10 protein-coding genes are annotated in these 13,495 nt (G+C 38.4%); 5 read left to right on the top strand and 5 right to left on the bottom strand.

The features are described from left to right. Positions 1-49 precede the first annotated feature (49 nt). Positions 50-766, top strand: coding sequence for a YdcF family protein (locus tag GM418_RS24460; protein WP_158869819.1), 717 nt, complete (start codon positions 50-52; stop codon positions 764-766). Positions 767-952: 186 nt separating this feature from the next. On the opposite strand, the gene GM418_RS31535 is transcribed toward GM418_RS24460, so the two are convergent. The 5 genes from GM418_RS31535 to GM418_RS24435 form a co-directional block, all read right to left on the bottom strand. Further along, the gene (locus GM418_RS31535) at positions 953-2,773 is read right to left on the bottom strand and encodes a hypothetical protein (protein ID WP_217447589.1); all 1,821 of its coding nucleotides are present in this window, start codon (positions 2,771-2,773) and stop codon (positions 953-955) included. Between the two features lie 176 nt (positions 2,774-2,949). Further along, positions 2,950-4,446, bottom strand: coding sequence for a sensor histidine kinase (locus tag GM418_RS24450; protein WP_158869817.1), 1,497 nt, complete (start codon positions 4,444-4,446; stop codon positions 2,950-2,952). An 11-nt stretch (positions 4,447-4,457) separates the two neighbouring features. After that, the gene (locus tag GM418_RS24445; protein WP_158869816.1) at positions 4,458-5,153 is read right to left on the bottom strand and encodes a response regulator transcription factor; all 696 of its coding nucleotides are present in this window, start codon (positions 5,151-5,153) and stop codon (positions 4,458-4,460) included. Positions 5,154-5,319: 166 nt separating this feature from the next. Continuing rightward, complete coding sequence (locus GM418_RS24440) at positions 5,320-6,192, bottom strand: alpha/beta hydrolase (protein ID WP_158869815.1); 873 nt, start codon at positions 6,190-6,192, stop codon at positions 5,320-5,322. Next, positions 6,193-7,959 carry a M20/M25/M40 family metallo-hydrolase gene (locus GM418_RS24435; protein WP_158869814.1) on the bottom strand — a complete coding sequence of 589 codons (1,767 nt, stop codon included), beginning with the start codon at positions 7,957-7,959 and terminating at the stop codon, positions 6,193-6,195. Between the two features lie 134 nt (positions 7,960-8,093). Between GM418_RS24435 and GM418_RS24430 the strand changes: the two genes are divergently transcribed. The 4 genes from GM418_RS24430 to GM418_RS24415 are packed head-to-tail and all read left to right on the top strand — an operon-like array spanning position 8,094 to position 13,478. Then, entirely contained in the window at positions 8,094-10,187 is a 2,094-nt protein-coding gene (locus tag GM418_RS24430) for a hypothetical protein (RefSeq protein ID WP_158869813.1), read from the top strand. Between the two features lie 16 nt (positions 10,188-10,203). Then, positions 10,204-11,262 carry a DUF6340 family protein gene (locus GM418_RS24425; protein ID WP_158869812.1) on the top strand — a complete coding sequence of 353 codons (1,059 nt, stop codon included), beginning with the start codon at positions 10,204-10,206 and terminating at the stop codon, positions 11,260-11,262. Next, complete coding sequence (locus GM418_RS24420; protein ID WP_158869811.1) at positions 11,259-12,284, top strand: DUF6340 family protein; 1,026 nt, start codon at positions 11,259-11,261, stop codon at positions 12,282-12,284. The genes GM418_RS24425 and GM418_RS24420 overlap by 4 nt, the downstream gene beginning before the upstream one ends. Beyond that, complete coding sequence (locus GM418_RS24415) at positions 12,285-13,478, top strand: DUF6340 family protein (protein WP_158869810.1); 1,194 nt, start codon at positions 12,285-12,287, stop codon at positions 13,476-13,478. Positions 13,479-13,495 lie beyond the last annotated feature (17 nt).

Genomic DNA, 13,495 nt, shown 5'->3' with positions numbered 1-13,495 from the left:
ATGCTAAAATTTAAAAGATTAAACGTATTTTTATGCTTTCTGCAAAATTATGGCAAAAATCAAAAATATCTATTTTTTAAGGATACTTCGAAATTTATTGGTATTGATTGGTATTTTCTTCTCTTTATGTTTACTACTTGCGTTTACAACTCTTCCATTTTGGGGATTCCATTGGCTGGGAACAAGCAAGTCAGAGTTAAAGGAGGAACCCAAAACCATTGTTTTACTTGGTGGTGGCGGAATGCCCAGTGAGTCGAACCTAATGCGCAGCTGGTATGTTGAAAAGGCTGCTAAAAGTTTCCCGAAAGCCGGCATTGTAATTGCTATGCCCGGTGATCTGGCAGATAGTTTAAGTACGCCTGTTTTAATGCAAAAAGAATTGGAACTGAGGGGAGTTAAAAACATACGCATTTCATTTGAAGATAAAGGAACCAACACCCGGGCGCAGGCGATGAATTGCCAAAGAATAATTAAAATGCAAAACCCTGTATTACTGGTATCATCGCCGGAACATATGCGGCGTGCTGTGCTTTGTTTCAGAAAAGCAGGTTTTGAAAAAGTGAATGCACTTCCGGCTTTTGAAAATGCAACCGAGGCCGATCTTTCGTTTAAAGATGATGAACTGGGTGGAAACAAATTGTTTGTACCCGATGTGGGACAAAGTATCTCGGTGCGCTATCAGCTCTGGAACCATTTGAAATATGAAATTCTGATTGCACGCGAGTTTGCAGCTCTCACGTATTATAAGCTGAGGGGCTGGATTTAAATTTTAAACTGAACACTCTTTATTTCCAGTTTACATTTTATTTCAGGTAATATTTTTCTTCAGCAAACAAATCGTCTATCTCTTTCTTTTATTATATCTGCCATATAAATAGAAAAAGAGGGAGATAACCGGCAGACCAGTCGCTCCCTCAAAAAATATTGCGTATTATTCTAATGAATCAGTCTGTTATTCAACCGTAACTATCGGGCAGTTTACCAGTGCAACACCGGTTCCTAAAATATTTGCACTCATGGCGCTCATCCAGTTACTTACCATATCAAAATCGGCGTTATCATATACATTCACATTCCATAATGGTGAATACATATCATCTTCCGGAATGGTTTGAACCACATTATGTGTTTGATCGGTTCCCATTTCGGTTACAAAACCTGAAGGAGGGCCACCGCCTTCCATGTCCGGATTGATATTGAAAGTAACCAAAATGTCGGACACAGGAGCATTGGGGTGTCCCTCATCAGGCAACTCGACCGTTAAAGTCTTTTCAGAAAAATCGAAATAAGTAACAACCATATCTTTGTACCACCCGCGAATTAAACCATTTGTATTTTCAGGTTTGTAGCGCAGTTCCGCTGTTGAACCATCGGGAACCACCGGGCAGTTTACAATCAGGTTTGTTCGCTCATTTGGATATCCCATTGCCGTCAACTCAGCCAGGCTTGTAACAGTATTTGCCCTGTAATAATCAGGGACTGTAACTTTATGAACATGCCAGAAATCACTATATCCTTCGTCTCCCGGGATAACATCAATAATATTCAACTGTCCTTCTACCGGTGTCGATTCCCCTTCCTTAAACAAAACATAAATAGGTGCTGATTTTAGCGGCATCACGTCAAAATTATAGTACTGTACTTTTTCTCCGTTTGGCCCCAGACCTTTTGTAATAAAGGGCCCCTGGTCAAAATTAACTGGTTCATTTGCTGCCGGTAAACCATTCATATCGTCCCGAACCATGAGATGTCCGGCCTCTGCGCTAAACCGGTCGATAGAAGCTTTTGAAGCCATATCCGGGTCCACAGGTAAATTCCCTTCTTCCACAGAAACAACAGGGCAATTTACGAGTGCTACCCCCATTGCCAATACATTTGCGTTCGAAGCACTCATCCAGTCGTAAACCATATTAAAATCCATGTTGTCATAAACATCCACGTCCCACAGTGGAGAATAACCTGCATCGGTTGGAATAGTTTGAACAACATTATGGGTTTGCATGGTCATCCCTTCAGTTACAAAACCCGATGGCGGGCCACCACCTTCCATATCAGGATTAATGTTGAATGTGACCAGAATATCTGAAACCGGAACATCAGGCTGGCCACTTGATGGCAAATCAACTGTTAACATCTTTTCTTCGAAAGTGAAATAGAAAACCAGTTTTCCTTTATACCAGCCATTTATTAAACCTTTAGGTTCGCTGGAATTAAAACGCATGGAAGCTGTTGATCCTTCAGGAACCACCGGACAATTAACAACAATATTTGTACGTTCCACCGGATAGTCCATGTCCGTTATCTCCTGAATACTGGTAATCGTATTGGCGACATAATCCGTTGGTACAGTTACTTTATTAACATGCCAGAAATCGTTGTAGCCCTCATCGCCCGGAATTACATCGATAATGTTTAATTGTCCCGAGACAGGAGAGCTTTCTCCTTCCCTGAAAAGAGCATAAATAGGAGCTGCTTTTACAGGTTGAATATCGAAATTGTAATATTTAACAACTTCGCCTCCCGGTCCTATTCCCTGGGTAATAAACGGTCCCTGATCAAAATCAATCGCCTGATTTGATTCCGGAAGACCGTTGGATCCATCCCGAACCATTAAATGTCCTGCTTCTGCACTAAATCTGTCAATCACTGCTTTTTCTGCCGTGTTTGGATCTACCGGCGTTGGCCCCGGCTCGGGCATCATGTCATCGTCTTTCTCACAGGCTGCGAATACAGCCAAAAATCCAATTAGTGTGATAAATAATTTCATTTTCATGGTAATACTATTTTGGTTACGATTCAAAGATCCGCCTAAAGTATCACACAAGTATCACAAAAGCTTCAAGCTTTTATAAAGTTTTAACAACTGAATTTCAAACTATTACACAACAACAAAAAAAAAAGAGAAGACCTCAAAGTCTTCTCTTTATCAAATAAACTCGACAAATTACGTTATGCAATTTGAGCTACCGGCAAGTGAAAAGAAAATGTGGTTCCCTTTCCGAATTGGCTAAACACCTTTATATCGGAATGATGCAACTCCATAATCTTTTTTACAATAGCAAGTCCCAAACCGGTGCTTTCGGTATGTTCCCGTCCCTTATAGTAACGTTCAAAAATATGCGGAATATCTTCCTGTTTTATGCCCTGTCCGGAATCTGAAATTTGCACGCTTACTTTCCCAACTTCTTCAGTATTTACTTCAATGTTTATTGTGTCTCCCTCCTCGCAAAATTTAATTGCATTGTCAATAAGATTTTGTAAAGCACGTTCAAGCAGCGAAATATCAGCTTCCACGAGCGGCAAATCTTTTGATAAAACCGTATTGATACTGACTCCTTTTTTCTGTGAAATTATACGATATTTGTTGGCAATGTCATAAATCAACTCAGCAATCACAAATGTTTCCATTTCCGGTTTTATTTGATTTGATTCCAATTTAGAAAGTTCAAATAATTCAGAGACCAGCTTTTTTAAACGTTCACTACTTTTAACAATCGTTTTCAAGTAGCGTTCTCTGTCTTCTTTTAAAATATCATCTTTTTTTAGCAGAAGGGTTTCAGCGTATCCCTGAATGGATGCCACGGGTGTCCGCAAATCGTGAGACACATTGCTTATCAATTCTTTACGGAGTGTATCAACTCCTTTTAATTCTTCAATATTTTTTTCTATTGTTTCAGCCATTTCATTAAAAACCAAACCAATCTTATCCAACTCATTTTTATCTTTTACCGGAATTCTTGTATTGTACTGTCCGGAACGAAATTTTTGGATTCCACTGGTAATAACATTTAGTTTTTTTGTTAAAAACCAAAAAGCAACGAGCCCCATAAAAGCGGTTACGATTAAAATGACTACAACCGAACGAATAGAAAGCCCCAGAATATAACTCCCGATAACGAGATGCGAAGCCGAAATGTATTCCTGACTGGCCAGAACGATATATAAATATCCAAGTAGCTGATCATCCTCTGTAATCCGGGCCGCCGAAAATATTTTAGATTCCCCCGGGTTGCGCGGGTCATTGCCATAAATCACTGATTGTTTACGATCATTTAAAAAATTCCGAATGGGAACAAGTGAAACTTTTTCGAGCTTTACATCCTTCTCCGGAACTACATAGCTCAGAATTGTACCTTCTTTGTCCAGTAAATATACTTCTACAGTAGGATTAATCACCATCATTGAATGCATGATATCAGCCAGTGCTTCCTCATTAATGCTATCCTTAACCATCGGCGTAATAACATCCAGCATATTGCTTGCCAACTCGCGGTTCAGTTTTTGATTCACTTCTTCTGAATAATTGCTTGCCGCCTGCACCGAAATATACAATGCGATGGCTGCAAAAACGCCCAGAACCGATAGAAATATAGCCGATACCTGCCAGAAAAGCCGGCTAAAAACCCGCGGTCTATCTGTTTCTCTGTTGTTTTTATTTGTACTCATTTTTCCAAAAATTAATTTTCCCTGAATTTATATCCTACTCCCCAGGTGGTCAAAATGTATTCGGGCTGATTTAAATTGGTTTCAATTTTTGTTCGCAACCGATTGATGTGGGAATTTACGGTGTGCTCAAATCCTTCAAATTCATACCCCCACACCTGATTGAGGAGCGACATTCGGGTAAACGTTTTTCCGGGATTTGAAGCAAGCAACACCAAAAGGTCAAATTCTTTTGGAGAAAGTTCAATTCTTTTTTTATCAATTTCAACAATTCGCATCCCCACGTTTATAAAGAGTTCCCCGCTTTTTATCTGTTTGTCGTTGTCTTCTTGTGGTTGTTTTGAAATTTCCACACGACGAAGCACTGCTTTTACACGGGCAATTAGTTCGCGGACACTAAACGGTTTTGTTATATAATCGTCGGCACCAATTTCAAGACCCAACACCTTGTCTATTTCCTCCGATTTGGAAGTCAGCATTAAAATCGGTGTATTAATTTTTTCCTGCCTGACTTTTTTACAAATTTCAAACCCGTCGACAAACGGAAGACGAATGTCAAGCAAAATAAATTTATAAGTATTATTTAAGGCCTTTAACAGTCCTGTTTTTCCGTCAAAAGCCTTGTCAACTTCAAAATTCATATCTGATATGTGAATCGATATCAATTCGGAAATGTCTTTGTCGTCTTCAATGATGAGAACCTTTTCCATTTTGTTTTTTCAAGTTTAACATTACAAATGTATGTTCAGTTCATCACAGAAGTATCACAAAATGGTAAAAGTTCCTAAACAAAAGTAATATATGAAGTAGTCAGGGGATTTAAACAAAATTCAATATTAAACAAAACCGGAAATCATATAAAGGATATAAATTCAATTATTTTATTTGATCACAATATTCTTTTAACCAACTGCTTCCTTTTAAATAATCCAATTTCTCCAAAAATTTTTCAGATCTTCTGAGTGTTTTTTGAAAATTTCTTGGACTCCGACTATAGTTAAAAAAGCCATGTGTTTGCCTGCGATATCCTTTTAAAATACACTTATTACCTTCTTGTTTCATAGCCTGTTTAAAGCGAACCACATTTTCATAGGGAACGGTGGTATCATTTTTACCATGCATAATAAGAGTAGGGGGTACGCCCGTTGAAATATTATGAACAGGTGAAAGAGCAAACTCCCGGCCATCCATTTTTTCCTGACCATATCCTTTTTTTCCTGTGTCAACCACGGGGTTAAAAAGAATCAAAGCCTTTGGAACCGGCGAAACTGATAAGTCATCGGTGGATTCATTGACTTTATCGATAATTGCTGTGCAGGCCGCCAAATGTCCACCGGCAGAGCCTCCTCCGGCAACAATCTTACTTGTATCGACCCCCAACTCATCAGCATGTATTTTTATATATCGCATTGCCGAACGTGCATCTTTCACGCTTTCAAAAGGTGAGGTTTTATGCCGGTTTTTTGTGCGGTAATCCGGGCAAATAGCAACCATGCCTCTTGATGCGTAATACCGGGCCTGCAATTGAAAATGACTGGGATCTCCACTAACCCATCCTCCTCCAAAAAACAGAACAATGGCAGGCAATTTTATCTCACTCAGTTTTGTTGGTCTGTAAATTACCATTTCTAACTGGTGACCGTCTACCTGTTTATAAACTAAAACTGATTTTTCTACCTCAAAATGTTGTGCTTTTAGCTGAAATGATGTTAAAAAAAGAACAAAAAATCCTATTGCTAATTTCTTCATTTATAATTCAATTATTAATACTGTTTCTTTATCGTCCCTGATGATATCAACCGAAATTCGTTGCCCTGCTTCAAGTGCTTGCAGGCGGTTCATATAATCGTAAATATTTCCAACTTTTTTCCCCTCTATGGCAGTGATAATATCTCCTTTTTTCATCCCTCCCTTATCAGCAGGTTTTCCTTTACTGACGGCATCAATTCGCATTCCTCGTTTTTCAAGCCCTGCATAGTCAGGCATGATTCCCAATGTAACTTTAAACCTGCCTCCACGACTGCGTTGAAATTTTGCCCCGGCTTCCTGAAAATTTAAAGCATCGTCCCGGGAAGAAATTTCCTTTATGAGGGAATACGAATATTCAACCAGCTTTCTTTCTCCTTCATAATTAATAAACTGAGGATCGTCGTTTGGTGTATGGTAATCGGAATGCGCTCCAGTTGAAATAAAAAACACCGGAATATTCTGTAAATAAAAAGAAGCATGATCAGAAGGCCCAACCCCTTCTTCAGAAAAAGCAAGTTCAAAACCATTGTTCAACTCTTTTAATAAATCTTCAGCTTCTTTTGAAGTTCCGGTTCCTCCGATACTTATTGCATTTGTGGTGGTATCAAGTCTTCCTACCATATCGAAATTAAACATAGCCTTCATTTTTTCCGTTTCAACAGGCGGATCTGCGGTAAAAGCCTTAGACCCTACCAAGCCCATCTCTTCAGCCCCGAAAGCTGCAAATATGATGCTTCGTTTGTTTTCTCCGGTTGCAGCCAGCTTCTCAGCGAGTTCAATTACAGCAGCTACCCCCGATGCGTTATCATCGGCTCCGTTGTGAACAGCAATTGTATCTATGGCACGCGAACCGGACCCCGGCCCGCCCATTCCCAAATGGTCGAAATGTGCACCAACCACAATATATTCGCCTTTTAAATTTTCGTCTCTTCCGGGAAGGATAGCTACCACATTTTGCGATTGTGTTTCTTTAAGCCGGATATTTACAATTGCTTTTACCTTTGTTTCTGTTTCCAGTTGGACCGATTTGTTTTCATCCAACATCTGTGTTTCAAGGGATTTGATAGTTTCTCCTTTCCCCGCCAGAATTTTATCGGCGACTGCACGTGTAACCTGAATAACCGGGATGGAATATCTGCTGCTGTTCTTATCAAAAAACAACGACGAAAGTTCATCATTCTCACTAAAAGAGGGGCCTGCCACCAAAATTAAACCGGCGGCATTTTTATCTGAAGCTGTCAATGCTTTTGCACGTTCAGAAGAAAACTCAACAAAAGGGCTTTGCGGATTATCCATATCGGGGTCGCCCTGTAAAACCATTACCCATTTACCTTTGGCATTGATACCAGCAAAGTCATTCCACCTCAACGTATCTTTATCAATATCTATCCCATATCCTGCAAAAATAACAGGCGCCTCAACTTCAGTATTTGCAGAAAAAGCGAAGGGCAAATAATCACTTTCAACTTCAAACGAAATTTCATTAACAGAAAAAGTATTTCCCGCACCCACTTCCGCTGAAGTTACAAGGCTAAACTTTTGAAAACCATTATCAAATAACAAGTCCAGCCCCGCATTTTCAAATTTTGTGCGAATAAATTCTGCAGCAAGACGATCTCCTTCATCCCCTGTTTTCCTGCCTTTTAAAGAATCAGATGCAAGATATTCTATATTTGTTTTTAAATCTTCAACTGTTATATCGGGATTATATTTCTTGCCGCATGAAACAACTGCTAATACAAGAAGAATAATGACTATATTTTTCATTTGTGTTCAATTTATATTCTTGTTTCACTACAGAGAATCATAAAACTGTTTATAAAATGAGCCTGTAATATTACGCATTAATCACGATTTAAAAAAAGGAGTTGTGTATATTTACGGGCTTAATATAATTTGGCTTGGCCTTGATAGATTTTGGAACAAAATACTGGTTTATATTTTTGCCGTTTATAATTGTTACTGCTGCAGTATTGGTAGTTGTTCTTTATTATAAAAACACAAACAATAAAGAATTAACTAAAAATCAGATACGTATACTGAGTGTATTGCGTTTTATTTCGGCTTTTTTAATTGCATTTTTATTGTTGTCTCCTTTTATAAAAAACCTAAAAAAAATTGTTCAGAATCCGATAATCATTACCGCGTGGGATAATTCTGCATCTATGATTTCAGTGCCGGATTCCGGCCGGATAAAAAATGAAATTAATAACACCCGGCAACAAATTTCTGATGAATTGGGGAATTCCTACAGCATTGTAAGTTATGCTTTTGGTGAAAATACAAGATTAACAAGCGAACCGGATTTTGAAGATAAAAATTCAAATTACAGCGAACTGATTTCAACCATAAACAACAATCATTTTAATGAAAATATTGGCGCAGTTGTTATTGCAGGTGACGGAATATACAACCGGGGAAAAAATCCTGTAAACCTTGCTGATGAGATAAATTACCCGGTTTATACCATTGGCTTAGGTGATACACTTGAGACGACAGATGCCCGAATCGAAAACATCAGGGTAAACCGAACAGCATTCTCCGGAAACCGCTTTCCGGTAGAAGTTGAAACCTATTTTTCAAAATTGAGAAATATATCACTCAGGTTAACAGTATACGAAGATAAAACCGAAGTTACAGAAAAGGTTATCACTCCGGTCAACGATGATTATTTTGTTATGCAGGAATTTATTCTGGAGGCTGGCTCACCCGGGTTAAAACACTTTTCGGTACAAATAGAATACGCAGAAGAAGAAAAAAATACAGACAACAATAAATCGGATTTTGTTATAAATGTATTGGAAAACAAACAAAAAATTCTGATTCTTTCTGACGGGCCACACCCCGATATCGGGGCAATAAAAAACACTCTCGATTTGCAGCAAACCTATGAAGTCTCTGTTTTTACTAACGAGCCTTATCCGTCTAATCTGGAAAACTTTAACCTTATCATTTTAAATCAGTTGCCAAGCGCATCAAAATCAGCTGCAACCATCATCAGCAAGGCTGAGGAAAACCGGTTGCCTCTTTTGTTTATTGTGGGAAATAAAACCTTTTTACCGCAGCTAAATGCATTGGACCAGGGAGCGAAGGTTACACCGCTGGCCAGTTCAGGGGAGGAAGTGCAGGCAACAATAAACCCCGGATATCGCATTTTCACGCTGAGTGAAGAACTAACAGAAATAGCCCGACGTTTTCCTCCGCTGCTCGCCCCTTTTGCAGATTATGAAATAAATCCTGAGTTCTCCACACTTTTCTACCAAAAAATTAAAAATATTGAAACAGCCAAACCACTCATTATAACGGGAAATATAAATGGAAGAAAAAGCGGTTTTATTTTTGGTGAAGGTCTTTGGCGCTGGCGACTGTATAACTATTATTTTGAACAAAGCCAGGCACAGTTTAATGAACTGATAAACCAACTTGTTCAGTATCTCGCATTACGCGAAAATGAAGATAATTTTATTATAAATTTCCAACCGGTTTATGCAGAAACCGAAGAGGTTATTTTCAGGGCGGAAGTATACAATGAATCGTATGAAAAAATTACAACTGAAGAGGTCAAAATCAAAATTCTAAACGAAGCCGGCGAGGAATTTGATTTTACTTTTGACGAGCAAAACGACAACTATTTTTTAAATGCGGGACACCTCCCGGAGGGGGATTACTCCTTTAACGCAGAGGTAAATATTGGTAACGAAACATTTACAGAAACGGGTAGTTTTACTGTAATTGCTGTAAATATTGAAAACACATTGAGTAAAGCAAATCATCAGGTCCTTTATCAACTTGCCGGATTAAGTGGTGGGAAATTTTATCATCCCGGGCAAACTTCTCAGTTGGTCAGCGATATAAAAAACAACCAGAAACTAAAACCATCTGTCTATTTTCAGGAAATGATAAATGAACTGCTAAACCTGCGATGGCTGTTTGCTGTTGTACTAATACTATTGAGCGTGGAATGGTTTTTGAGGAAATATTGGGGTATTTATTAAAAGGTTTCATGAGCATATGGAACAACAATTAAAAAGAGCACTAAAATTTATTTCAATAATAATTTTTGCAGTCACTTTTGTTTCGTGTGTAACGACACAAAATCTGACCATTGAAATTCCGCAACCCGGAAGCAAGGAACTTCCTGCCAACATAAGGAGTTTAACAATAGTAAACCGGACAATGGATGATCAATATCAAAATCTTGAGTCCGATTCTCTGCAAAATATATTTTTCAGAAAACAGTTTAATCTCGATACTACGATTTATGATTTGCAGGCTGTTGATACAACCATGAAAGCATTGGGTGAACTATTATTTGAGTCGGGAAGGTACGATTATGTTATTCCGGTCGATCGTTTTCTCGACTTCAGAAAAAACTCGTTTCTAAGTTATGAGATGTCGTGGGAAGAGGTTAAAAACTTGTGTAAGACATACAATACCGATGCAGTTTTATCCATGGACTACTATAAAACTACACTTGAAACTGATTACGGTAGGGAAACATTTTATGATCCGGTAAGCGACAACTATTTTGAAGCGTCCGCTGCACAAATGCAAATCAACTATGAGGTTATGTTTCGCGTTTACGATCCGGAGCAAGAAAAAGTAATTATGCGCGAATTTTTGCGGGACACATTAATTTGGGAAGATGCGGATATTAATGCAAGGCAACTTTTTGGCCATTTTACACCGGTAAAGCAAGCTTTAACAGAAGCCGGAATCGCAATTGCACTCGATCTTTCCGATAAAATAAGTACCCAGTGGCGGAGCGAAAGAAGAACCTACTTTTCCTCAGGCCCGGATGAGTTGGAACATGGCGCAAGTTTGGCTAAAAACGGAGAATGGGAAGCAGCCGTCGCTGTGTGGCAGGAGTTGGAAAATAGCAGCGATTCAAAATCAATAAAAAGTAAAGCACAGTTTAATATTGCAGTAGCATACGAAATATTGGGAGATATAGATCAGGCTGTCGCATGGGCGGTAAAATCATATGAAACAATGTTCAGGTCGCAAACTTATACCTATTTGGAAACACTTCAGAAAAGGAAAAATGAACTTAAAAAATTAAAGCCATGAACCGATTTATCCTACTCACCTTTACCATTGCCATTTTCTCTTCGTGCACCGTTTACAAAGAATATCCGATTGATATTTATAAACCCGGCGATATCCCGGTACCTTCTGATGCCCAAAGTGTAGTTTTGGTTTACCGAAATTTCAAATATCCGGCTGATACACTTCAACGTTATTACAAAGATGACTACCAGCTTCGAAAAGCCCGCACAAATCCGGATAAACTCGATAGTGTTCTGGTTACCGCATGTTTGAGTGAATTAGCCAAGAACCTGAAAACAAAAAATGCTTTTGCTGATATTAAAATCATGCCTTATCATTCTTTTAAAAGACATTCGGGAAGCAAACTCCCTCCGCTAAATTTTGATCTGGTCAAACAAATTACAGAAACAACTCAAGCCGATTTGTTGATTTCGCTGGAAACATTCTCGTATTTTTTCTCTGAATACTCAGAAAGTTACGAATCGCCAAAATCGAACGAAGTGATTACTGCAAATGTTTGGGCAGTGTTTGACCCGGCTCGGGAAAACCTGGTGGAAAGAAAAGCGTTAATCGACACGGTTTTTTGGAACGGATACGATGAAAGCGGAAATTACAACAAAAATTATCAATTGCCTCCACGCGAAACAGCATTGAGAATTGCGTCGCAATTAAGTGGGGAAAATTACTCGAAACGCTTTTTTGCATCGTGGCAAACCGTAAAAAGGATGTATTCCATACCACCACTCCCCGACTTTGAACAGGCGGCTAATTATATTAGTGAAGGAGATTGGGACAAGGCTATTCCTTTGTGGGAAAAATATGCTTCAGACAATAACGGCAAACTGGCAATAAACGCCCGTTATAATTTAGCATTGGCCTACGAAATGAAAGATGATATCGAAATGGCCTCCCGTTGGGCAAATGCAGCTCAAAACCTGGCAGTTGAATACCGGAATAAAGAAGATTTGAAAATGATACTTTTGTATCAGAATATATTAAAACAAAGAAAAAAAGACATTGCTAAACTAAATAGCCAAAACTAAATGAGACCAAACCTGTATTTTCTGCTCCTAATCCTTACGTTAGGAGCATTACAAGGTTGTAACACACTTTACAATTACAGTATGATTGATATTGAAGTGGTTGAACCGGGAAAACTTATTCTTCCTGAAAAATATTCAACCGCAGCCATCCGGTACAACAATATCATGGATTCTTATTATTTAAACAACAGTACTTATTATATAAATTCGGAGGCTCACGTCGATACCACAAAATTAGATAGTCTGGCTGCCAAAATTTATTTTAACTCTGCTATTGAAAATCTGAATAAACAAATTTATTTCGATTCCATTATTGAATTAAGCGAGAATGGCAACTCGCAGTATTATATTATTGATTCCCTGGTTCACCTTCCTGAAGCTGACACGTCAAAATTAGAAGAATATGTTTTGTATCCTTCTGTCTTATTGCTAAGTCAAATAGCAAGACAGAACCTGACCGGAGGAAAAGAAAAACAAACTGCTAAAATATTGGACCCAAAACTTGGATTATATACCACAGAAGATCTAAAAGAAATTGCGGATTCAACAGATGCCGATTTGCTTATTTCACTTGACTATTTTTCTTCCATCGATGTTGAACTTGTGCAAAAGCTGCCAACAAATCATTACTATGGTAATACCTCAGTTTACGGAGTTGGATTATGGAACTTCTATAATTTAAGAACCTTTAAATCTGCTTTTTTTTACGACCAGCTTGATACTTTAACGTGGGACAGTCAGGAAGAAATTAAAGCATATGTAGAAAAAAATCTTCCGCCACGAAGAGATGCTGTATTAAACGCAGCTGATGTAATGGGAATCAGACTGGCTGAAAAACTTATTCCTCATTGGATTACAGTACAAAGGCTTTATTACATTTCGGGGCATGTAGAACTACAAAAAACAAAACAGTTGGTAGAAGAGGGGAAATGGCTCGAGGCTGCTGAAATATGGAAAGCCAATGTAAATAATCCCAACAAAAAAATCGCAGCAAAATCAATGTATAACCTCGGCGTTGCCTGTGAAATGCAGGGTGATTTGGAAGCTGCTATAGACTGGATTGTGAGGTCTTTTCAGGTATTTGGAAACAAAAATGAGTTTCACTACCTCAATTGTATAGACTACATAAATATACTTGGCCAAAGAAAATTAAATTTTAAACTCATTAATCAGCAACTGGATCATACTTTATAAAAAATAGCCGAATCTTT

The sequence above is a fragment of the Maribellus comscasis genome (genome assembly GCF_009762775.1).
Lineage (GTDB): Bacteria > Bacteroidota > Bacteroidia > Bacteroidales > Prolixibacteraceae > Draconibacterium > Draconibacterium comscasis.
Note: the sequence above shows the minus strand (reverse complement) of the source record. Positions and strands in the feature narration are given on the sequence as shown.